15 protein-coding genes are annotated in these 23771 nt (G+C 61.4%); 8 read left to right on the top strand and 7 right to left on the bottom strand.

Features of this window, described 5'->3' with window-relative positions; genetic code table 11:
• The first annotated feature begins 9 nt into the window (after positions 1–9).
• Positions 10–999 (top strand): SPFH/Band 7/PHB domain protein, encoded by a 990-nt coding sequence (locus ONB52_13920; GenBank protein ID MDZ7417233.1) that lies wholly within the window; start codon positions 10–12, stop codon positions 997–999.
• Positions 1000–1341: 342 nt separating this feature from the next.
• Here the strand turns inward: ONB52_13920 and ONB52_13915 are convergent, their stop codons facing one another.
• Positions 1342–3201 carry an MFS transporter gene (locus tag ONB52_13915; GenBank protein ID MDZ7417232.1) on the bottom strand — a complete coding sequence of 620 codons (1860 nt, stop codon included), beginning with the start codon at positions 3199–3201 and terminating at the stop codon, positions 1342–1344.
• A gap of 244 nt (positions 3202–3445) precedes the next feature.
• On the bottom strand, positions 3446–4204 hold the full coding sequence (locus ONB52_13910) for a hypothetical protein (GenBank protein MDZ7417231.1): 759 nt from the start codon (positions 4202–4204) through the stop codon (positions 3446–3448).
• Positions 4205–4538: 334 nt separating this feature from the next.
• Between ONB52_13910 and ONB52_13905 the strand changes: the two genes are divergently transcribed.
• Positions 4539–6464, top strand: coding sequence for an amylo-alpha-1,6-glucosidase (locus ONB52_13905; protein ID MDZ7417230.1), 1926 nt, complete (start codon positions 4539–4541; stop codon positions 6462–6464).
• A 1152-nt stretch (positions 6465–7616) separates the two neighbouring features.
• On the opposite strand, the gene ONB52_13900 is transcribed toward ONB52_13905, so the two are convergent.
• Positions 7617–8585: a PEGA domain-containing protein gene (locus tag ONB52_13900; protein MDZ7417229.1), complete on the bottom strand. Its 969-nt coding sequence runs from the start codon at positions 8583–8585 to the stop codon at positions 7617–7619.
• 233 nt (positions 8586–8818) lie between these two features.
• Between ONB52_13900 and ONB52_13895 the strand changes: the two genes are divergently transcribed.
• From ONB52_13895 to ONB52_13870, 6 genes are all read left to right on the top strand, one after another.
• Positions 8819–9826: a carboxypeptidase-like regulatory domain-containing protein gene (locus ONB52_13895; GenBank protein MDZ7417228.1), complete on the top strand. Its 1008-nt coding sequence runs from the start codon at positions 8819–8821 to the stop codon at positions 9824–9826.
• 60 nt (positions 9827–9886) lie between these two features.
• Positions 9887–11389, top strand: a complete 1503-nt coding sequence (locus tag ONB52_13890; protein MDZ7417227.1) for a sigma 54-interacting transcriptional regulator — start codon at positions 9887–9889, stop codon at positions 11387–11389.
• Positions 11373–13040, top strand: coding sequence for a protein kinase (locus ONB52_13885; GenBank protein MDZ7417226.1), 1668 nt, complete (start codon positions 11373–11375; stop codon positions 13038–13040). The genes ONB52_13890 and ONB52_13885 overlap by 17 nt, the downstream gene beginning before the upstream one ends.
• Positions 13041–13195: 155 nt before the next feature.
• Complete coding sequence (locus ONB52_13880) at positions 13196–14425, top strand: T9SS type A sorting domain-containing protein (protein ID MDZ7417225.1); 1230 nt, start codon at positions 13196–13198, stop codon at positions 14423–14425.
• A 23-nt stretch (positions 14426–14448) separates the two neighbouring features.
• Positions 14449–15339 (top strand): carboxypeptidase-like regulatory domain-containing protein, encoded by an 891-nt coding sequence (locus ONB52_13875; GenBank protein ID MDZ7417224.1) that lies wholly within the window; start codon positions 14449–14451, stop codon positions 15337–15339.
• Positions 15340–15437: 98 nt separating this feature from the next.
• A complete protein-coding gene (locus tag ONB52_13870) occupies positions 15438–16226 on the top strand; it encodes a hypothetical protein (protein ID MDZ7417223.1) in 789 nt (262 codons plus the stop codon).
• A gap of 1136 nt (positions 16227–17362) precedes the next feature.
• Here the strand turns inward: ONB52_13870 and ONB52_13865 are convergent.
• The 4 genes from ONB52_13865 to ONB52_13850 form a co-directional block, all read right to left on the bottom strand.
• Positions 17363–20044 carry a T9SS type A sorting domain-containing protein gene (locus tag ONB52_13865; protein MDZ7417222.1) on the bottom strand — a complete coding sequence of 894 codons (2682 nt, stop codon included), beginning with the start codon at positions 20042–20044 and terminating at the stop codon, positions 17363–17365.
• A gap of 482 nt (positions 20045–20526) precedes the next feature.
• Positions 20527–21636: a DUF3524 domain-containing protein gene (locus tag ONB52_13860; GenBank protein MDZ7417221.1), complete on the bottom strand. Its 1110-nt coding sequence runs from the start codon at positions 21634–21636 to the stop codon at positions 20527–20529.
• A 33-nt stretch (positions 21637–21669) separates the two neighbouring features.
• On the bottom strand, positions 21670–22494 hold the full coding sequence (gene fdhD / locus ONB52_13855) for a formate dehydrogenase accessory sulfurtransferase FdhD (GenBank protein MDZ7417220.1): 825 nt from the start codon (positions 22492–22494) through the stop codon (positions 21670–21672).
• 12 nt (positions 22495–22506) lie between these two features.
• Positions 22507–23658, bottom strand: coding sequence for a glycosyltransferase family 9 protein (locus ONB52_13850; protein MDZ7417219.1), 1152 nt, complete (start codon positions 23656–23658; stop codon positions 22507–22509).
• Between the last annotated feature and the right edge of the window lie 113 nt (positions 23659–23771).

Genomic DNA, 23771 nt, shown 5'->3' with positions numbered 1-23771 from the left:
AGGAAGGCGATGCAACCGCTTCACTGGTTTGTGCTGGCGCTGGCAGTCCTGGTGATCGCGCTGGTCATCCGCGGCCTGCGCATTGTACAACAGGCCGAAGTCGTGATCATCGAACGTTTGGGAAAGTATCACACCACCCTCACCAGCGGCATCAACATCATCTGGCCGTTTTTCGACAAACCGCGCAAGATCGTCTGGCGTTTCCTGGTGCCGGGCGCCGGCGGCGAGACGTCCACCTACGTCTTGCGCGAGATGGATCGCATCGATCTGCGCGAAACCGTCTATGATTTTCCCCGCCAGAATGTGATCACCGCCGACAATGTGCTCATCGAGATCAACGCCCTGCTCTATTTTCAGATCACCGATCCGATCAAGGCGGTGTATGAAATCAACAATCTGCCGGACGCCATCGAAAAACTCACCCAAACCAGCCTGCGCAACATCATCGGCGAACTGACGCTCGATCAAACCCTGACCAGCCGCGACACCATCAACCAGAAACTGCGCATTCTGCTGGATGAAGCCACCGACAAATGGGGCGTGCGCATCAATCGCGTCGAGCTGCAGGACATCATGCCGCCGCCGGACATCCGCATCGCCATGGAAAAGCAGATGCGGGCCGAACGCGACCGCCGCGCCGTGATTCTTGAAGCCGAAGGCCAGAAGCGTGCGGTGATTCTGCAGGCTGAGGGCAAGCGCGAGGCGCAAATTGCCGAGGCGGAAGGCAGTAAACAGTCCGAGATTCTGCGCGCCGACGGCGAGGCCGCGGCGATTCAGCGCGTGGCCAACGCCGAAGCAGAAGCCATTCGCGCCATCACCAAGGCCGTGGGCGAGGGCGGTGCCGATCCCACGAAATACCTGATCGCCTTGAAGTATCTCGAAACTCTGAAGCAAATTGCGGGCAACACCACCAACAAGGTCGTGTTTCTGCCGTTTGAAGCCACCGGCGTTTTGTCGTCGCTGGGCGGGATCAAAGAGCTGCTGCAGGAGAAAGTCTGAATGCCGCGGCCGGCCGGCCGCCACCAGGACGGCACAAGCAACTCATTCTGTCACGATGCCGGAGCTGCATTTTGCGCGGCGGATGACGGTGATGGGTTAGTGGTGGATGCTTCGGAGGGCGTTGTGTACGATGAACAATCCTGCCTCGCGCGCCGGTTGGACCAGCCGCCGGAAATGGCATCCGTTGGGAAAAGCCCCGGGCGCCTGGGATGATTTTGCGGCGCAGCCATCCGGCCGGCATTGGTTTGCTGTCGGGAAGCCCGGGTTGTCAGAGTCCTGCCTTGCAGTGACCCCGGCTTGCTGCCCGCCGCGGCAGCAGGCCCGGGCCGCCTGATTTTCTGCTCACGCGCCTGATCGTTTCCTGCCAAAATCCTCCTCCAAACGAATCCTTTTCGCGATGATGAACGGCGGGATGGTGGCGAGCATCACCCACACGAAGAAATGCTGGTAGCCGATCACCTCCTGCAGCCAGCCACTGAACATGCCGGGCAGCATCATGCCGAGTGCCATCAAGCCGGTGCAGAGCGCGAAATGCGCAGTCTTGTGCTCGCCTTCCGAAACATAGATCATGTACAGCATGTAGGCGGTATAGCCAAAGCCGTAGCCGAACTGTTCGACTGCCACGCAGAGATTGATGGTGAGAAAATTTTGCGGCAGCGCATAGGCGAGATAGACATACACGGCGTCCGGGACGTTGATGGCCAGCACCATGGGCCAGAGCCAGAACTTCAGGCCCTGGCGCGCGACCACGAAGCCCCCCAACAGTCCGCCCAAAGTCAGGGCGATGATGCCGACTGTGCCATAAACGAAACCCACCTGCCCGGTGGTCAGGGCCAGGCCGCCGGCTTCGCGGGCATCGAGCAGGAAGGGCGAGGCCATCTTCACGAGCTGGGCCTCGGCAAAGCGATAGAGCAGGAGAAACGCGAGGATCACGCCGATGTCCCTCTTTTTGAAGAAGGCGGCGAACGTGAGAAAGAACTCGCGCAAGACGCTGCGTGAGCTTTGCGTCCCGGGCCGGTCAGCGGCGGGACAGGGCAGGATCGCTTTGTGATAGGCAAAGAACAGCACGAACATGCCGGCGAGCAGGAAGAAAGTGAGGGACCAGGCCAGTGGCAGGTTGCCGGCGCGGCCGTGAAACAGCGCGCTTGCCTCCGTTCTGAGCTTGGGGTCGAGCTGAATCACTGCCATCATCGGCCGGTTCCAGTTGCCGGCATGAAAGGCGAAGCGGCTGCCCTCCACCAGCGCGATGCTCTTGTCGCCCGTATCGATGCCGAAATTCACCGCGATCTCCCCGCCGGCTTGCGGCGGCCGCGAGAGATGGAAGAACACCACGCCCACGTTGCCGGCCAATCCGCTTCGCGAGCTCGCCGCTGCGGGGGCGCCGAAGTGGCGGCGCAGAAATGCCTCGAGCTGGTGCACCACCATGCGCTGCCACCAGGAAGGTTGTTGCGCCGTGCCGCTTGCGGTCCGGGCTTTTTGCTCGACTTGATAGAAGCCGTGCTGCAAGTTCCAGGCGCGGGCACGCGCGAGCAGCGAATCCACTTCGCTTTGCGGACGTGGCACGGCCGCGATTTGCAGGGTGGCGGGGTGGGCCACCAGCCGCAGTGCGCCGGGCTGGGCGGTGACTTTCAACGAATCCGGCACGGGCACAGCCCCCACCTGCGCGCGGGGATCGGCGTTCACGCGCACCTCGACCGTGGGCAGGCCGCTCAGGCTTTCCAGGTATCCGGCAAGGATGATCAGCAGACCCTGGCCGGTGATCATGGCAAGGCGATAAAACGTGCTGCGAATGCCGACGAAGAACGCCTGCTCATGCTGTTGCAGGGCGAGCATGTAAAAACCATCGGCGGCAATGTCATGCGTTGCGGAACTGAAGGCGAGCAGCCAGAGAAAGGCGAGGGTATACTGGAAGAAGCCGGGCAGGGGCAGGGTGAGCGCCACACCGCCCAGGCCGGCACCCACCACGAGCTGCATGACGATGATCCAGAAGCGCCTGGTTTTGAGAATGTCGACCAGAGGACTCCACAGCGGTTTGATCACCCAGGGCAGGTAAAGCCAGCTTGTGTACAGTGCGATGTCGGTGTTGGAGAGGCCCAGGCGCTTGTACATGATCACGGAGACGGTCATGACCACGACATAGGGAATGCCTTCTGCAAAATAGAGGCTCGGCACCCACAGCCAGGGCGAACGTTTCTTCTCCATTCCAGCCTGATTGCGCGTACTCGTTGGCGATGACATACTTGTCCTCTCCGGGAGCAAACGAAGACTCGTCGGGATTCAGCGGAAAGCAGCGCCCCGCGTTCAGGCGGGCGAGGCGCGGGCAGGGTGATAAAAAACAAACCACGGACTTCATGCCGTGGCGCGGTGGCCGGCAGTTGCCGGCCCGCGCCGGAGCGCAAAGTCCGTGGTTGGTTTTCTCATGCACCGGCAGGCACGTTGGATCGGTTCACACACGGCGGCGCGAGCCACCATAACGCCGCTGGCCGCGGCGCCGGCGCCGGCCTTCGGGCCGGCTGCCCGCTTCGGCATTTTCCGCCGGGTTTTCCGCTTCCTGATTCGGCAGACTGTCCGGCACGTTGGCGGGGCGGCTGGTCGCGGCACGCGTGACCGGCGGCTGGGCGGGGGTGGCCACGAAACGGACGCCCACCCGTTGCAACAACTTGGGTATGGGCAGGATGACCAGCCAGGCGAGGGTGCGCACAGGAATGCTGTTCGCCAGAGCCTGGTCATGCGGAAGCAGCAGCGTGAGCAGAAACAGTCCCGCACTCAGCCACAGCGAATGATGAACGAGGCGCCATTTGCTTTTGGTTTGATAGGCATGACCCTGGCGAATCATGATGGCCTGGAGGATTTCACTGAGCGCGAGACAAACCGGCACGGCCTGGGCCGCAAGCACATGGGCGGGGTTTTCCGGCAGGGCCTGGCGCAGGAACAGCGGCAGCAAAACAAAGCTCAGCGCCAGCAGGGTGCTGAACACGAAACTGGCTTTTGCCCAGAAAATGCCATTCGCTGACATGCTGCTCAGGCGCCACCAAACCCCGGCCAGATAAGCAAAGATGACCGCGAACGTGAAAACGTTTTGAATGAGAAGTGAAGTTGTCAAGCCGGGCATGGTCGCAACCGCCAGCGCGCTGATCACCAGCGTGAAGGCCAGGATGTCGGTCACCACCGTGTATGCCAGCGAGGCCTGAGCACGTCGATCCATTAAACCTCCCTCTTGGGGGGATAAACCTGATGAAGATCCGTGAACATGAAAATGCAACCGCATGGCGCGGCGGGAGGTTGTCCTGTGTCCGCAGGCGCCAAAAATGCGTGTCATAATAACGAAATAAGGCCTGAAGTGCAAACAAAAAAACCGCGCACAACCGCAGCCGGGCATGAGATGGTGCCCGGCTGCGCCACTCATCCACATGCCCCACACGCTTCGGCTGCCCGCCGTCCTTGGTGCCGGCTGAAATCCCCCGGCAGCGGTCATCCTGTTTTTTGGCAGAGGGCGGAATTTCCCCTCTCCAACCGGACAAGCCTCTCGTGAGCGTCACATGAAACTCGAGCATGCCGCAACCACCCCCGGCCCGGAATGGCTGCTGGCCAACGGCCGGGGCGGCTATGCCATGGGCGATCAAAACGGCAAGTGCACGCGCACGCGACATCATCTGCTGGTGGCCGTGACCCGCCCACCCTTGCAGCGGGTCGCGTTCATCCGCGACCTGCACGAAACCATGCAGACCCCGGCCGGGTGGCGGGAGATCGCGTGGACCCATTTCGAACACGACCGGCAAGTGCTCAGGTTTACCTGCAAACACGAGACTGTCACCCTCGTCAGGACGGTTTGGCTCGCCCCGACGTTCCACGGCGTGTGGGTACGCTATGACCTCTCGGGCAGTCACACACCGCTGCCTCTGCGCATTGTGCCGCTGCTGGAGTTCCTCGACCTCGAAACCCAGACGCCGCTGTGCGACCACTACTCGGTGCGGCGCACACCGGCGGGCGCGCTCGTCTTCGCACAGCCGCACGACACTCCCCTGCGCCTGGAGGCCGCCCCCGCTGCACACTATGTTCCCCTCAACATCTGGCACGATCTGCTGTTGTACAATGAGCTGGAGGAGCCGCAGCGGCACACTGTTTATCTGCCGTTTGCTTTCGAGTATGAAGTCACCACGCCGGCGGGCCTCACCCTGTTGCTCGCTTACAACGGCCCGGATTCCTGGGTGGCGGACGCCGCGTGGCAACAGGCGTGCGAGACGTCGCTGGTTGCCGGTGAGAAGGAGCGCGTGTTGGCGCTTCCCCCCGGTCTGCGGCAGCTTGCGCTGTCAGCCCGGGCGTTTGTCATTCAGCGGCCGACGATGCTGTCGCTCGACAACACCACGGTGCTCGCCGGCTACCCCGATTTCGCGGATGGCGGCCGTGAAGCGATGATCGCCCTGCCGGGCGTGCTGCTGGTCACCGGCAGATTCGAATCCGCCCGTCAGGTGTTTCGCCTGTTTCTCAAACATGTGAGTCAAGGGTTGATCCCCGGCCATTTCTCCCGCCGGCCGGCAAGCCCCACTTATGACAGCCTGGATGCCACTTTGTGGATGTTCGTCGCGCTGTATGAATATTGGCAGGCCAGGGGAGACCCCGGCTTTCTCGAAGAAAACTACTCCCTGCTGCTGGAGATCCTCAATTGCCATTTGCGCAACAGCGCGCCCGGCGTGCGATGCGATCCGGCCACCGGTTTCCTTCATGCCCCCGATGCGCAGCGCGTGATGACGTGGATGAACCGCCGCGTGGGGGAGTGGTGTGCAACACCGCGGCCGGGTTTCGCCGTCGAAGTGCAGGCGCTCTGGCATCATGCGCTCTGTTTCATGGCGGAGATCTCGCGGCTGCTGGGCAAAGGAGCAGGCGAGCAAAAATGCCGTGAGCTGGCGGCACAGGTGGCCGCCAGTCTTGTCGAAAACTTTTGGCATGCCGGGAAGAATTGTTGCTTCGACACGATTCCGGAGATCGGCCGGCGATCGCCCCATTCACCTCCCGTTCGCGCGGGCGATGCTGCCGTGCGGCCGAATCAGGTGATTGCCGCCGGCCTGCCGTACACGGCATTCTCCACCGGGCAAACCCGCGCCGTGGTCGAGCTGGCGCTCGCCAAGCTCGTGACGCCCTACGGTTTGCGCACGCTTGCGCCCGATCATCCGGCTTACTGTGGGCGTTGCACCGGCTCGGAGAAACAGCGTGCCAGCGCGGTCCACAACGGTACGGTGCATCCCTGGCTCATCGTGCCGTTCGTGACCGCCTATTTGCGCGTCTGCGATGATCAGGAATTTTTGCGTCGAACTTTCGCGCCTTTGTTTGCCGCGCAAAATTTCGCCTGCGATGGTTTCGTGGCGGAGATGTATGATGGCGATGCCCCGCACACGCCGCGGGGCGCACCAGCCTATGCCGCCAGCTCGGGCGCGGTGCTGCAGGCCTGGCACCTGTTGCTGAAATGACAGCGGAGGGATGATCCCACGGCAGGCGCGGCCCGGCTCAACAAATGGAGAAAATGCCGCCTGTGGCCGCCTGGAAAAAGCCTCCGCCGGCGGGATTGTCATGCGCGCTTGCACACCATCACGATGACAAGGTGGCGCAGCCACCTTGTCCCATGCTGCTAATTTTTTTAGAGAGACAAAACATCTGTTTTCACCCTGAAGTCCGCGAAGCCCCCATACCTTGCCATAAAAGCTATTATCAAAGTTTGTCGGCTGGTCATGGTCCAAACCAAAAAACCGGGTTCTTTCAAACTTCGCGTTTTTTGCGGCCGTCGCGGTTCTGAAACAGTTCAGGTGAAAAAGCTAGTGCACTCTAAACGTAACAGGGCACAAGTGCCTGAATTTTGCCCCCAGATTGATCTCCTTCGCGAGAAACGCCGATTTGCTTGCAATGCCCAACCACCCGGGTGTGGTGCATAAAAATTTTGCAGGCAAACGTGCAGTCAACTCCGGCAGGGGTGCACGTCACACACGCCATTCCTTCCGGACAACAGCAAGCCAGCAGGCAGAATTCAGGCAGCACAACAGTGATGCAACCCTCAGTGTCAGGATCAAACACAAATCATCCGCCCACGAAAGCAGAAATCCCACGGGAAAAAGCCATTTCGTGGCAGTCCATTTTCGTGGGAGAGAAGCCGTTGCGCCTTCAGCAAACGGGCGAATTTCGAAGTCCGGGTCGCTCCACATTCGAAAAAGGTCTGGCCTGGCTTCGAACGGAATAACTGGCGGTGCTTGGTGAACACGCCATTTCTTCCAGGGAACAGCAAACCAGCATGCAAAATTCAGGCAGTGACATTGGCCACCTTGTCTGTCTGCAGGCTGCCAGCCTGCGCCCAGGCATTCTCGTGAATGTAGCGCAGACATCTTGTCTGCCGGCAAAGCACCTCCGCAGGATCGCAAGATAACGCCACGGTCAAACCGTGGCGGAACGGCTGTTTTTTGCGAGATCCCTGTGGCTTCGCGTCCTTGCCTGTTTTGGCTCCGGGATTTTATTGCTGTGAAATAGCCGACAACTGTGGGCTGCCAGTCTGGACCAAAGCATTTCAGGGCTGAAGGCGTGGAGGTTTTTGACTGCAGATTGTCTTTGGGGAGGAGGCCGGCGGCTGAAATCCTTCACGGCCGAATGACCGTGAACCGTACCTGGCCGAGGCGGTTGCCGGGAATGCCGTCCACGGTGAGGATGTATTCGCCGGTTCGCCACCACTCATGATGGAAATAGCAGACCCGGTTGCCATCGCCGGGACGGATGGGCAAATCGTGTTCGACTTCGTGAATCAGGCGGGAATCTTGATAGAGCCGGAAACGCACCGGCAGTGTGACCGGGTCATCCGTCGGGTTTTCGAAAGCCAGCCGGCAAATGAGAAAGCTGCCGGACTCCTCCAGCCGGAAGAAGGTGGCGCCGCGGCCGGTATCGAAATTCCGGCAATTGCGCGCTTTGGTCTCCTCGGATTCCATGAACAGGCTGAGATTCACCAGGCGCAGACGTTGTTGCTCCGCGGGCAGATCTTCGGCGGAGACATCGATAATCCGGCCGTTTTCCGCGCGCACCCGCCGGCTTTCGAAAACGCGCAGGCTCAGCGTGTCGGACACTTCGCCGATGCGGATGACATGCCGGCCGGAAGTGATGTTCTCCAGAACGACGGGGGTGGTGCCTTTCTCCAGGCTGTCGAGCCAGACGGTCTGTCCGGGCGGGTCACTGGTGGCAACCAGCGTGGCCGGGACGGGATGCAAGCGCACGATTTCGCGCTGGCGATAGGGGCGGGTGCGGGGCCGGGAGCCGGCACTGCGGATGTTGATTTCGAGCACGTGATCGCTGATGATCCGCACCGGCTTGACGTGGGCAAAAAATCCCTCGCGCTCGACGCGCAGGGTATAGATGCCGGGGGGATGCTGGCCCGCGGTGTTGACCGTGTCTTCATCCAAATAGATGCTCATACCCGGCTCGCGGCCAATGATGCGATAAAAGCCCGGGGCATGTGAGTTTTGCGCCGGCGCCGGCGCCGCCAGAAGCGCGGTCAGCAGCGCCAGCCAGCGCCGGAAGCGCGCATGACCGGCCCGGCAGCATGTCGGGAGGGTCAACATCGACAGTTCGGCCTGTGGAGAGGGGTGAGCAGTTCTTGAAAGCAGCACATGCAAATCCCGGCGAAACATGACGGCCACCAATATAGCCAAATTGCAAAGAATGTCAAGAATCTGCAAGGTTGCATTTGGAAACCTGCCTGTTTATATTTTGCCGCCTTTGTGCGGAAGCCGGCGCCCCTGCGCGTGCCTTCGGAGGTGTTCACCGACCAAGCGGTGGAAGAGTGCTGCTGCTTATGATTCGGTATCATACGTTCAAGCAGTTTGTGGTGCGGCTGTGCGGCCTCAGCATCGGGCTGGTTGGCTGTGGCGAAGCCCCGCGTGACAACCCGCTCGATCCTCTGTCGCCGCATTACAACAGTCGCGGCCACTTGCTGGTGCACACGCAAACCTACTATTCCCCCAACCAGCCGCTCGCCGGCGTTTCCCTGCTGCTCGCACCGGCCAACCTTGTCCAAATCACCGATGCCCGGGGGCAGTTCCTGTTCCGCGACCTGCCGGCCGACACCTACCGGGTGCGGGCCATGAAGCCGGGCTTTGCCGCTGACTCCCAGGAGGTGGTGGTCCTGCCGCAGCGCACTGCTGAAATCTTTCTGCAGCTCAACGCCCTGCCGGCCTTTCCAAGCATCTCGGTGCGTTCGGAAAACATCAGCACCTGGATACCGATCACCGGCGAAACGCTGCAACTCGTCGTGGAAGCCCGGGTGACAGACGCCGACGGCCTCGATGACATTCGCGAAGTCAAGCTCTACAGTCAGCGTTTCGGCTTCCTGCAGGACCTGCAGCGCAGTGGCGTGGACAACCGCTTCGTGGCGGTCATTCGGGAGGAGGCCCTGGCCCCGGTTTCGCTGTTCGATCTGGTGGGCGAGCGGCTCTGGCTGGAGGCGCGCGATCTTGCCGGTGCCCTGAGCGTTTCGGATCCGGTGCATTTGGTTCGTATCATTGAGTCCACGCCGCTGGTGTCGGAGCCCAGTGGTTTGAAGGTCACCAGCCCCCGGCCGCGCTTTCAGTGGGTGCGGCTGCGGCTGCCTTTCGAATACCGCTACCGCATCGACTTGTCGGTTTTCAATATCTCGTTTCCCCTGCCGGTGCCGCTGCGGCAAGTCGATGACATTTCCTCCGATTCCTCCGCCTTCGTGTACGATTCCGTTCTCAGCAGCGGCGCGTATGTGTGGACGCTGAGTGTGATCGACCGCTTCAGCAATCTCAGTCGCTCGCGCGAAGCGGTTTTCGAAGTGAAATAAAAAACGGGCGGCGGACCGGCAGCGGCCCCGCGGCCCGATCACCGCAATCCCGGCCCCTTCATGACCATGCCTGCCCTGGAGAACATCGATCGCGCGTCGCTGCTGGCGCTGGTGGAAATCAGCCGCGAGATCAATTCCATTCAGGACATCGACGAGCTGCTCAGCAAGATTTTGCAGATTGCCATGCAGACGCTGGCGGCGGAACGCGGTTTCATTCTGCTGCAGGCGCCGGAAACCGAGACCGGCTTCGTGGCCCGTGCCGCGCAAAACATTTCCCCGGAGGCGATTGCCGACATCGCTCACATTTCCAGTTCGGTGGTGCGGCACACGCTTTCCGGCGGCGAAGCGGTGATCTGGCACGACAGTGATTTGCCCGAAGGCCTGGCCAAGACCGAAAGCATCATCGCACACCACATTCGCAGCGTGGCGTGCGTGCCCCTGCGCCTGAAGAGCCGGCTGGTGGGCGCCATCTATCTCGACAGCCGGCTGGCTTCCACGGTGTTCAGCGCAACCGCGCTGCCGTTTCTCAATGCTTTTGCCAACCAGGCGGCGATTGCCATTGACAATGCGCGGCTCTACCAGAATTTGCGGGAGGAGAACCGCCGCTGGCGCGCCGAGGTGCAATCACGCCACCGCTTCTCCGAAATTATCGGCAAAAGCCCGGCGTTGCGCCGGGTGTTCGACGTCATGGAGCGCGTGCTCGATTCGCATGCCGCGGTTTTAATCGAGGGTGAAAGCGGCACCGGCAAGGAATTGGTGGCGCGCGCGATTCACTACAACGGCCCGCGCAGCGAACAGCCGTTTGTCGCACTGTTTTGCGGTTCGCTGCCGGAGACGCTGCTGGAAAGCGAACTGTTCGGCCACAAGAAGGGCGCGTTCACCGGCGCCCTGACCGACAAGCGCGGCCTGTTCGAAGTGGCGGACGGCGGCACCTTCTTTCTGGATGAGATCGGCGACTTGCCCCCCACGATGCAGGTTAAACTGCTGCGGGTGTTGCAGGAGGGCGAGATCAAGCGCGTGGGCGACACCCACATCCGGCGGGTGAATGTGCGCATTATCTCCGCCACCAACAAGGTGCTCAAAGAGGAAGTGCGGGCCGGCCGCTTTCGCGAAGACTTGTATTACCGTCTGAACGTGATCAACCTCACCCTGCCACCTCTGCGCGAACGCCGGGAGGACATTCCCCTGCTTGCCCATCATTTCCTGGATCGCTTCGCCCGTGAGAATGGCCGGCCTCTGAAAGGATTCACCGAGAAGGCGATGGAACAGCTCCGGCGCCATCACTGGCCCGGCAATGTCCGCGAGCTGGAGAATGTCATCGCGCGCGCCGCGGTGCTGGCGCGCGGCGAGTTGATCACGGAGCGCGAGCTGCCCTTCGCCGCGACCGCGGTGACCACGGAGTGGGAGGACGGCTTGACGCTCGCCGAATACGAGAAGCGCATTGTGCTGAATGTCTTGCGCGCGCACGCCGGCCACATCACCCAAACGGCGGAAAAGCTGGGCGTGTCCCGGCGCTGGTTGCACTACCGGCTGAAAGAGTGGGGCTATGAGCAGGCAGATTGACAAGTACCGCCTGATCGCCGAGCTCAAGCGCGGGCAGTCCGTCACCGTCTATCGCGCCTATGAAGCGGCATGCCGGCGTTTCGTGCTGCTCAAGGTGCTGCATGCCACCGAAGCCGGTGTGCACGCGCGTTTCGCGCAGGAGGCGCAAATCCTGATGCGCCTGCAGCATCGCAACATCGTGCGCATCTATGAATGCGGACAGGCGCAGATGGCCGCCGGCCAGTTGCTGCCTTTTCTGGCGATGGAGTTCATCGAAGGCGGCACGCTGGCTGATGTCATGGCCGGCCGCCGGTTGCCGGCGGAGCTGGTGATTTACCTCGCGACAGAAATGGTGGCGGCGCTGCAGGCGGCGCATGCCTGCCGCATCGTGCATCGCGACCTCAAACCCCAGAATCTCCTGGTCGATGCCGCCGGCCACCTCAAGGTCACGGATTTTGGGCTGGCCGCGTTTGCCGGTGGCGAGACGCACGGCGCGATCATCGGCACGCCGCAGTACATGTCGCCCGAGCAGGCGGCGGGCGAAGCCGCCACCCCGGCGAGCGATTACTTCAGCCTGGGCGTCATCATGTACGAGATGCTCGCGGGCTTCTCGCCGTTTGACGGTGACACCATCAGTGCGCGGCTCTATCGCGTGCGCCATGAAAACCCCGTGCCGCTGACCACCCTGCTTCCGGAAATCACGCCCCAGCTTGCCGGCCTGGTGCAACAGTTGTTGGAGAAAAATCCGCAACAGCGTTTGTGTCAGCCCCCGCAAATCCTGCAGGCACTCACGCATTGTGAGCACCTCCTGGGCAAGCGGGCGCGGCGCGAGCATTTTTGCCGGTTTCTGACGGACCCCGAGCACTATAGCCCGGAGAAAATCGCACGCCGGTCATGGCTAATGCCGGGCAAAAACCGGCAGTGGCACATGCCATGGCGCTGGACGGCTGTGCTGGCGATTGTGATCGCCGGCGGCGCCTGGCAACTCATGCGATTTCAGACAGCGCCGGAAGCCGCGCGGCACGGCAACGGTGCCTGGCCGCATGAAGTGACTGCACGACCGGATGGGAATCGTCCGGCGGATCCTCCCGCCACGCCCGCCCAGATGACGGGCGGCGCAAAGGGGCAGCAGCCCGGTTCGAACGCCGCGAAGGCGGTGACCCGACAGCCGCCGGAAAAAACAGAAGCGATCGTGGAACCGCCGCCGGCGATTGCAATGCCGCACACCAACCCCGCGCCCCCGGCTGCGAGCAGCATTCGCCTCACCTGCCTGCCCTTTGCCTATGCGATTGTGGACGGGGACACACTAGGCACGGTGGACATGCTACCGGCATTGTTTCAAGTCCCGAGCGGCGAGCGTCTGCTGACGCTGGCCAATCCGCGCTTTCCGCAGTTGTTCCGCCGCTTGCAGCTTGCGCCGGCCGAGACACTCGCTTTGCAGTTTTCTTTGTGGGAAACGGTCGCGCGCCTGACATTGCATGTCAAGCCGTGGGCCGAGGTGTTCATCGACGAGGTGAGTTATGGCAAAACCCCGCTGGATGAAATCATTCTGGCGCCGGGCGAGCATCGGCTCCGTCTCGAGCATCCCGAACGTGCGCGCTTCGTGACCACGCGCACGTTTGCCGCCGGCCAGCGTGAAATTTTGTCGATCGAGTTGCAAGCGAAGGAATGAGGGTAGCGTAATGTCACGGTTGCCGGCGCGACCGGTTTCGCGAAGGCCGGTCGGGCTGCGCAGTCATGTGCCGGCGGGGAGTGCTGGTGCTCCCGGGCGGGGCAAACTGTTTGGCCGGCCGCCAAATTGATCTGCGAAGAGAGCCAGGCATGGAGATGAAAAGGTCAACGCACTGGTTGTTGGGATGGCTGCTCCTGCTGTCGCCAATGGTTGCGGCGCAGACCTGGGTCCTGCATCAGCCCATGCCCTCGCCGCGCTATGGCATCACCGCCGTGCATTGGAACAATCAGATTGTCGTCATGGGTGGCCGCGATGCCGGGGATTCCCTGCTGGCGTTGGTGGAAAGCTTCGATTACCTCAGCGGGGTGTGGTCCCGTTTTCCGGCGGATTTGCGCGCGCCCCGCTGTAACGCGGCCGCGGTGGTCTATCACGGCCGCATACACATCGTGGGCGGCGCCGGCGACAGCTCGCAGGCGCTGGCGACGGCGGAATTCTACGACGAACAAACCGGACAATGGCAGCAGCTTCCCGCCCTGAGCGTGGCCCGCGAGGGCGCTGCGGTGGCGGTGATCAACGACACGCTGTTTGCCATTGGCGGTTATGACGGCACCAGCCCGCTCAAGAGCATCGAGTACTATCACTCCGCCTTCAACCAGTGGCAAACCAGCCGGTGGCAGCTTTCCACGCCGCGCGGCTGGCTCGCCGCGACCACGCTGAACGATTCGATCTTCACGGTGGGCGGGCTGTTGCTGGCGCCGGTGGGCATTCTGGAGCGTTATCACAGCTCCGACGGCAGCCGCCGGCGGGCTGACATGCCCACACCGCGGGGGCGCATGGCTGCAGTGAATTTTCAAAACGAGTTGTGGACCCTTGGCGGCGCCGCGCAACATGGCGCCACGGAGACCGTCGAGCTTTACGAATATTACACCAATCAATGGCGTTCCGGCATCCCTTTAATACAGGCCCGCGAACTGCACGCCGCGGTGGTGGCCCGGGAGAAAATCTATGTTCTGGGCGGCCGCGATGCCGAAGGCAATGTGCTCGCCTCGGTGGAAGTATTTCAGCCTCTCACCGCGGTGGCGGCAACTGAACGGCAACTGCCGCAGTCGCCGGTTTTGCGAAGTTATCCCAATCCTTTTGCACAAACGGTCAGAATCGTGTTGCAAACCGCCGGGCAGAAGGCGGGCATGGCCAGCGTGGTCATGCATGATTTGTTGGGCGCCACCGTCTTTCGCCGGCAGATCACCGGCAGCGCCGCCGGCATCGAAGTGCTGTGGGATGGAAAAGATCAAACCGGTCAGCAGGTGCAGGATGGCCTTTATTTCATCACTATCCGGGCTGGCGACACCGTTTTTCGGCACAAGCTGCTCAAGCTCGGCCGGTGAAAGTCAAAATTCGGGAGGAAGCAATGACTTTGTGTCACCGCAGCGCCGCCAGGCTGCTGCTGGCGGCTGCCCTGGCTCTCAGCTTCAATGGTTGTCTCGGGAACCCCTTCGGCGGCGAAGACAAGATCCGTGACCAGCGCCAGGTGCAGGGCCGGGTGGTGTTCAGCAACGGTGCTGCGGCTGCCGGCGTCTTTGTCTGGCTGGATCGTTATGATCGGAGCACACGCACGGACAGCGACGGCAGCTTTCTTCTCGCACTGCCGCCCCTGCAGAACCGGCAGGGCGTGGTGGAAGAAGGCACGCTTTATTTCTATCTCGCCAATTGCAAGCTGGTCACCGCGGCGGTCAAGATTGTGGAAGGCCAGTTCGCCTACGGCGAGGCGGGGATCGACCGCGACGGCAAGCTGCGCGACCCCGTCGTCATGGTGCGGGTGGTGAATATCATGACCTGGGTGGAGCCTGCCGTCTGGCCGGCAGAGGAAGATTCTTTGCGGATCGTGGTCGGCCTGGTGACAGATAGCGGATGTGCATTGGTTTACAACCCGCTGATCGACTCGGTGCCCCCGGACGGCGTTGACTTTGCGCCGCTGGGTGCGGTTTTGCTGCGGCAACTTCAAACCGGCCAGGTGTTCACCTTGCGCTCCACGCCCACCGGCAACGGTACCGAGCGCCTGATGCCCTGCTTCGATGATTCTGTGCACCGGCAACTGCTGGTGGAGGGAACGCAACTGCGGCCTCTGCCCGCGGGCAAGTATGAGGTGATCCCCTATCTCTGGCTGGAGCCAGAGGGCACGCCCGCGGCTTTGTTGGCCAATCTCGGGCCCGCGGTGAATGAGCTGGGAGCGAGTTATCTTAAAAAACCGATGCAGCGCCAAGCCGCGATTCTTGAAATCCGGCAGCCGCTCTCGCCATAATGGGTTTCAATATCAACAACCGAAGACCGCCGGAGGGAGGGGCATTGAGACAGGCACTCTGGCGCGCCGCACGGGAAATTCGAGACTTCTTTCACAGCATGAAGAAGACAGCGCTTCTCCTTGCCATCCTGCTGTCAGGACTTGCACCGCTGGCAGCGCAGGAATCGCTGCCGCAGGTGGTCGAGATCCAGCGCGCCTATGACGGCCTCAAGTTCGAGGAAGCCGAAGCCCTCGCCCGGCAGGCATTGGCGCGCGCGGAAGAGTATTCGCCTGCCGATCTGGTGCAGATTCACCTGCTCATGGCATATCTCGGTTTCGTGCAGAAACGCATGACAGCAGTGCGGCAGCATTTTGAAAGCGCGCTGTCCCTGCAGCCCGGCTTGACCCTCGACAGCCTGCTGGTTTCGCCCCGCATCGTGCGGCTGTTCGAGCAGGTGAAGAATGAATATCGTGTGGGAATCGTGAGCGCTACCCCCACGGTCAAGTACATCGTCGTTAAAGATCAGCGCCTCGCCGGCTTGCGGCGTTCGCTGCTGTTGCCCGGGTGGGGACAGCGCCATTTGCGTCGCCCCGCCGCCGGCTGGATTTACACCACTGGTTTCGTCTTGGCGCTCGGCGCCGGGCTTGCCCTGCAGGTGTTGCAGGAGCAGGCGCATGATCGTTATCGCAACGCCGCCACACCGGCCGACATCGCCGCGGCTTATGATCGTTTCAATCAGCGCTACCGGCTGCGCAATGCGGCCTTTGTTTCAGCCGCCGGCATTTACGCCATTAATATCCTGGATCTCCTGTTGCTCTCGCCCGCCCCCTCGCCACTGGCCGCTGCCTCGCCCGGGACACGATCGCTTAAATTTACCCTGCAAGTGCCGTTTGGCGCGCTGCATTGAGGGTTGTGTAACTCTCGATGCCCAGGTGGTCAACCTCATCACCGCCACGGCCCTGACCGATCAACTGGTGCGGGAACGACGCCAGGGCAGTGGCAGCCCGGAAAAACATTCGCGACCGCGAAGATTGTGCAGCTCAGGCATCCCTGCACACCGGCATCAACTTTTCAAGCAAAGCAAAAACTCTCACGCCAGGCAGGAGAGGCGCAAAGAATTTTCCTGCCGCAATTGCCAAACAGCCAGCCTCGACACCACAAAAATTTCACAAGCCACATAATCCCTCAGTAACGTTTGGAGTAGCGCAGGCATCCCTGCCTGCAGACAAGATGATGATAATGTCCGCGCCACCTTCCCACGCGTAACTGAGGCCTTGACAAGCCACCCAGTTTTTCCTCGTGCTTTTGGCGGGGTTCGTGGTGCAAAAATCTTCGCGATCACAATACAGTTCCTCTTTGATCTGCCACGACCTGGCCGTGGCAGTCCCGCAGAGAGCTTCACAGGATCGCAAGATAGAACCTGAATTTTGCACCGAAGTTGGCTAAAATCGCAATTCAAGCGGTTCAGAAATTGTTTTGATTCACCCATTGGGTAGTGCAAAAAATTTTTTGCACGGCTGGCTTTGTTTTTAACTCCGCTAGGAGTGGGCTGTTTATAGCAGCAGTGCGCTGTTTAGGTTTTGAAAACTCCGTCGGAGTGAAATGTGCTTCTCGCCAAATAATCGAGGCGTGTATCAACGAAGTGCGACATGTCACTCCTGCGGAGTTTGAGAATGGTGGTAACTTGGAATTGACTATAAACATTTCACCCCTGGCGGGCTTAGTCAGAGTGCCCAACCGATCACAATTAACTGTGCCCTTTGCTGCAAAATTCAGATAGAACCACGATCAAACCGTGGCGGAAGGGTTCCTCTTTGCGAAGCCCCTGCGGTTTCGCCTTCTGGCGTGGCCGGCAGAGACTTGCAATCCACCAACATGAGTGTAGACCATTCCAGCCCATGCTGATGGATTTTTCGTGTCCGCCCACTGAACATGCCAACCCCGGCAGAGCCGGGCCTGGGAGAACGTTTGGCGCAGGGCCATTTTGAGGTTTGGATCGGTTGCCGGAGCGCCAGGACAAGGCAGCATGATTGCAGACGGGCATTATTTCGCCAGCAACAGCTTGCTCTCCGCCACCGCGGCTGTGGTCTCGATGCGGGCGAGATAAACCCCGCTGGCAGCGCGGCGGCCACCTTCGACGGTGCCATCCCACCTCACCTGATGCGTGCCCGCCGGCAACTCCCGCGCGAGCAACGTGCGTACGAGCTGGCCGGCAAGGTTGTAAATGCGCAGTGTAACCGGACCGGCCTGCGGCAGGGTGAAGGTGAGGGTGGTGCTCGGATTGAACGGATTGGGATGATTGGCGAGCTGCAGCGTGAGTGGCAGGGTGGCGGAATCGTGCTGCTCCACGGCTGTGGCACCGCCGAGAGCCACGCTATAAGTTCCCTCGCCACCAGGATTGTCGGAGAAGGCGATCGTGCCGCCGGCGTCGGTGTTGCCACTCGCCACCAGCGTGCCGCCGCGCTTCACTGTGTAGCTGCGGTTGGGCTTCAACTCGGTCAGCAGATGTTTCACCGTCTTGTTGCTCCGGCAGGAGTAGGTGAAATTGCCGAGGCGCGTTTCCGTTCGGCTGAAAATGACGGCGCGCTCGCCTTCCAGCAACACGCCGGTGCAGCTCTCGCCGGAGAGATTTTCGACTGCCGCCGGTGGGCCCATGGTGTTGGCATCGCCGAGCTGCATCACGGTGAGGAACAAGCCCTGCGCCGAGCGGATCTGCAGGGTGTGATCGCTGAGCAGGAAGCTGGCCAGTTCGGTGAATTCAGAGGCGCTGTAGTCGAGACGCGAACCGTCGGCCCATACCCACTCATAACCGCTGCCGCCGAACTTGTGGATCGTCGCCTGTGCCGGCAGAACCGAGGTGATATACATCTGCCCGTGTGACTTGTCGATTCGGTTGGTCACTTTGAAAGTGCGACCGCTGCCCGTCCAGTGGCCGCTGCCGGCGCTTTGCCAACTGCCGTCCACTGCCGCCACGTCGCCCACCGTGTGCAGCACGAAGTATTTTTCCTGCGCGGACTGCACGCGATCCATCACCACCACGAATTCATGGTTCACCGGGCCGCGCAGATAAACCACTGCGCGCCGTGCCAGGCCGGCCTTGCTGCCCCCCTTGTAGCTGCGCGTGTAGTCGTAGTTGATGTAATCATGCCAGCCGGGAACGGATACGCGGGCCTCCACCGTGCCAATGTGGGCAGTGGCGCCGTCGACGAAATGGGCCGGGGTGTCATGCGTGTCGTTGATTGCGCCCATCTCCGGGCTGAGCGCCCGGTCGCCCGCAATACCCAGAATGTTGTTGAGCGCCAGACCTTTGCCGTCGCTCTGCACGCGCGGAACTCCGGTGCCGCCGTTTTTGGTGTTGGCGGCACTCACCGCCAGCGGGCCAAAGCGGTGAATATTGAGCGCGCCCATGTCCTCCTCGTTGTGGCCGTTGGCATACCAAAACTTGGGGCTGTAGAACTGGATGAGCGTGGCGTCGTTGGCGCCGTGATCCGAGCGCATGGCGTGGCCCTGCCCGAGATGCACGCTCAGCGGGATGCCGGCCTCCTCCGGCGATTTCTTGGCGACCTGCCGCGTGCCAAACACGAATTTGTAAAAGAAGTCGAATAGATGGCTTTCATAGTACTGATACTGATCGACGTCGAGGCCATACGGGCTTCTTTCACAAAACCACGCGGCAAAGCCGGCGAGATTGGGATCGGCCTGCTGCAGCATGGCGGCGGACATGTTCATCACCATTGAGGTGGCTGAGTCGCGAAACGGCATCACCGTGCTGGTGTTTTGCTGACTGAAATAGTACTGCCCCCGATAGGGCATCGGTATCATGTGATAGTAGAGATAGTAGGGCGCATAATGCAGCCAGGGGTTGGTGGCGAAATAGTTCACTCCCATCGCGCTGCCGGCGGCCGCCGCCAGCAGCATGATGCCGACATAGCCATCCATGCTGTAGGAGTCGCCCTCGACCCAGTCGCTGGAGCCTTCGAACAGGCGTTCGGCCACACCCAATTGCCGCTGCAGAAAAACGTCTTCGAACGAATCCATCATCGCCTGCGCTTTGGTAGTGTAGGCGGCACCGAGATCGGTGTCGCCATAGAAACACAGGGCGCCGGCATAGACGTGCGCATTGGCGGCATAATGGTTTTCCAGTTTGACCTTTTGAGAATCATAGCGGTTGTTCCACAAGGTGATCAAACGGTCGGCCAGTTGCCGCCGTTGCTCCAGCGTTGCCAGATCGAAAGTCCAGTCATACACCACCTGCAGCGCCAGGCTGGCAAGGCCGCCTTCTGCCGTGGTGAGATTTTTGGAGCCATGATGGGCCTCGTTCCAGTCATCCGGCAGCCGCTGGGCAATGTGCAGGCCCAGGCTGAGGGCCTTCTGACCATAGTCCCTGCGGCTGTGAGCAGCGGTGATGCCGGACACGGTCGCCGGGTCGAGGCGATAGAGCAGGGCGAAGGAGCGCGCCGCGCCGAACAGCTCATTCCACTCCGCCAGTTTGCCGCTGCCGGCCGCAACGGAGTAAAGCTGGTCCATCGCATTCACGAACTGCTGAAAATCACTTTTGTAGTAATTCTGAATGCGGCTGCGCATCGCCGGCACGCCCGCGGCGGTGATAAACAGCCGTGGATGTTCCTTGCGCGCCAGCGGCGAATTCGCCGGCGCAGTGAAAGGCCCGGCTTGCAAGCCGCTGGCCACCACTGACACGATCAAGATTGTCCATAATCTGTGCATGGAATCCTCCAAAAACAGCAAGGTTGAAATTCGATTTCGTAGCCGGCAAGCAGTGACAAAAGCGTATTTGTGCCACGCTAATTCATTGCCCGATCACGATTAAACCTGCCGGCCGGCCACGCTGCCTGGCAGGCATGTCAATGAGGGCGGGAGACTCATGCAAATAGTGTGTCAAACTGCCGGCAGGGCGGGGGTGTGGCAGGCATTGTAACGCCGCGGGCGGGGCTTGTTTGAATTTTGCCGGAATGACAGGAATGGCGCACGGCCGGTGCGCGCTGTGTGCATGCGCGTCTGTTCGGAGCGAGGGCAACCCTGCGCACCTCCGGTTCGCGGCGGCGACTGCTGGTCACGAAGGCATGGGCGGCGTGGTCACATGATCAACACAAACTCCACCAAGGGGAGTGCTGTTTTGTAAAAAGGCGGGACCCGTGCCGGCAGATTTCGTGGTGAGGCGGGAGACATCACCAGCGAACGGGGTCTTGTCAGCGAGGCGGATGCGTTGCGCGAGGCTTTGCCGCCAGTTCCGCAAAGATGGTGTCGAACTCGTCGATGCGGTTCGCCCAGGTGAATTTTTCCATGGCCGCGGCCAACTCCTGGCGCACCTGGTCGAGATTGCGGTACTCGCGCAGCAAGTGTCTGAGCTTTTGATCCATCTCCGCCGGCGAATCATAAAGAAACTGGTCATGAAATTGCGCCGGCAGGATTTCGGGATAGCTCAGGCGGTTGGGCAGCAGCGGCAGCACGTGGCAATACATCGCTTCGGTCACCGCAATCCCGAAATTCTCCTGAATGGCGGTGGACACTACGATGTCCGAGCGCGAGAGAAAGTGAACATAGTCTTCCATGCTTTCGACGAAGCCGAAGCGGAGAATGCGGTCGCCCAGCCGCTCGCGCGCGATGAGGAATTCCTGCGGATGCATTTGAAAGTTTTCCCCCAGAAGAATCACGCGGAAATCGATGCCATCTTCCATTAGACGATACAGGGCATTGAAAAAGACGCCTGGTTGCTTGTCGAATTCCCAGCGATGATTCCACAGGATGATGGGCACGGGATTCATAGGGATGCGGGGATGGGGAAAGTCGGAGATGTTCAATCCCATGTACACCACCCGCGATTGGGCGGCGATCAGGCTGCGGGCATGCTCGGGCACGAATTCCGGAATGGTGAGCACGAGCTGGCGCAAGGCCTGATCGAACTCCCGCAGATGATAATGCGAATTGAACAGGCAGAGATCGGCGGCGAGCGCCGACACGAGATTGACCAGACCCAGGTCGATCTCCGGCTTTTCACCCTCCGGGGTGGGATAGGTGATTTGATTTTCGTGCAGAAAGAGAATCGCCGGGCAGCGATAGCCGGTGAGCGCCTTCAATTCCGCGAGATTGATCAGGTCTGTTGCCACGATGAGATCACAGGTGCGCAGCGCGTCGCTGCAGGTTTCCGCCACGTAAAGCGCCGAAGTGCGCATGCGCCATTTCCAGAAACGGGCGGGAAAGGTGATGGGGATGATGTTGTGCCGGCTGTATTGCAGCAAGCCATCGAGAAAGGCCTTGTGCGACCCGCCGTAGAAGGTTTCAATGAAGACGATGTTCACGAGTGCACGCTCCGCCGTTGTTGAGTGCGGTCGTCAGCGGGTGATCCGCTCGTGGCCGTGGTAAATCACTGCCTGCCCGCCGCGCACGAAACCGGCGAGCGCCATGCCTGTTTTGCCGGCCAGTTCCACGGCCAGCGAAGAGGCGGCGCTGATCGCCGCCACCAGGGAAATGCCTGCCAGCAGCGCTTTCTGCACCATTTCAAAACTCAGCCGGCCGCTCACCAGCAGTCCGAAATCAGCGAGCGGATAAAGCCCCTGCGACAGCGCCCAGCCCAGCGCCTTGTCCACCGCATTGTGGCGGCCGATATCCTCGCACACTTTGACCAGCTCGCCGGCGGTGGAAAACAAAGCCGCGGCATGCAGGCCGCCGGTGCGGGTAAAATGCGATTGCGCGGCAGCCAGCCTGACGGGCAGTTGGTTGAGCGCCGCTGCGGTGATGGTGAAATGACGCTGCAGGGCGGGCGCCTGCAGAAAAACCCGTTCCAGCGAGGTGCGGCCGCAAATACCGCAGCTCGAGGTGGCATAGAAGCGGCGTTGTGCCGCCGCAATCGCCCCGGCGGACAGCGCTGCGAGCGAACAGTCCACCACGTTCGGAATCGGCAGGCCGAATTCATCGCACGCCCAATCGATGTCGGGCAGCGGCGGGCAGCGGCCGTCAGCGCTGCCGAGCAAACCCTCCGACAGCAGAAAGCCGCGGGCGAGATCGAAATCCTCGCCGGGTGTGCGCATCACCACGGCCAGCGGCCGGCCATTCAAACGAATCTCCAGCGGCTCTTCGACCACCAGGTGATCGCTGGCCGCGTGCAGCCGGCCGCGGCTGAGCCGGTGGACCGCGAAGGTTTTGATCGCTTCCGACATGATTCTCTCCGCTCAGCTCGGTGTGACCATCACGGCTGCCGCATGTTCGTCACGCGCTGGCAGCGGGGGGGACACCAGCCGCAACAAGGCGTGCAGCACCTGTTCCGGTTCGACATTGGCGCATTCGCCGTTGTGGCCGCGCAGTGCAATGAATTTTTCGCCCGGTGGTTTCCACAAGGCGGGATCGGTGGGCCCGAAGATCGCCACCAGCGGCACGCCCACCGCTGCGCCCACGTGCATGACACCGGTGTCGTTGCACACGTAACCATCGGCCGCCGCCAGCAGCGCCGCCAATTGCCGCAGCGAGACATTCTTCACCACGACGGGCGAGAACGCCAGTCGGCGCAGGAAGGCCTCGCCCAGCGCGCCCTCCTGCGGCCCCCAGGCCGCCAGCAGCCGCACGCGATAATCACGATGCAGCGCATTGGCCACTGCGGCGAACTTCTCCGGCGGCCAGCGGTTGTCGCGCTTGCCGGCGCCGAGATGCAGCGCCACAATGCGCTCCGTGGGAGAAATCCCGTGGCGTGCCAGAAACCCGGCGGCGAAGGCACGGTCTGCCGGCGTGAGCGTCATCACTTCACGGTGATCGGAGGTGTCGATGCCGAGCACCCGCACGATGTCGAGATTGCGGTCGGTTTGATGACGCCGCCCGGCGGCCGGGGGCGCGCTGAGATGATAAAAGAAGTTGCGGGAACAGCCGGGAAACACCCGCTCCGCACTGCCCAGACAATAGCGTGCCCGGCTGAAGCGGGCCAGCACATCGCTGGTGAGCGAATGGGAAACCGTGTTCAGAACGATCGCCAAATCCCATCCCTGCCGAAGCTGGCGCCACAGCCGCCGGAGGCGGGCGGGCGTCCAATTCCAGCCGTGCTCTTCAAACACCAGCACTTCGTCGACATATTGATTGTGACGGGCCACCTCGGCGGTGTAGCGGCGCACCAGCACGCCGAGATGCGCATGGGGAAAATGCTCACGCAGGGCGCGCAACACCGGTGTCGCCAGCAGGAAATCGCCGAGGTAATCGTGTTGCCGGATCACCAGAATGCGGCGCAGTGCCGCGCGCGCAACCTGCTCCGGCGCCAGCTCCTCGACGGCCAGCCACTTTTCCAGCAGCGCCAGGCCGCGGCGTTTGCAGAATTGCTCGAAGCGATTCCACCAATGCACGGTATGGACTCTCCGGTTTTGGACGGACACAGACTGATGGGCAATGATTCCGGCATTCAACTTCCCCGCCAGTTTCACGGCGGTCACCTTCGGCCAGTCTCAGACTCCCGGTG

Source organism: candidate division KSB1 bacterium (assembly GCA_034506255.1).
Classification (GTDB): Bacteria; Zhuqueibacterota; Zhuqueibacteria; order Zhuqueibacterales; family Zhuqueibacteraceae; genus Coneutiohabitans; species Coneutiohabitans thermophilus.
This window is presented reverse-complemented; position numbering and strand designations above follow the sequence as displayed.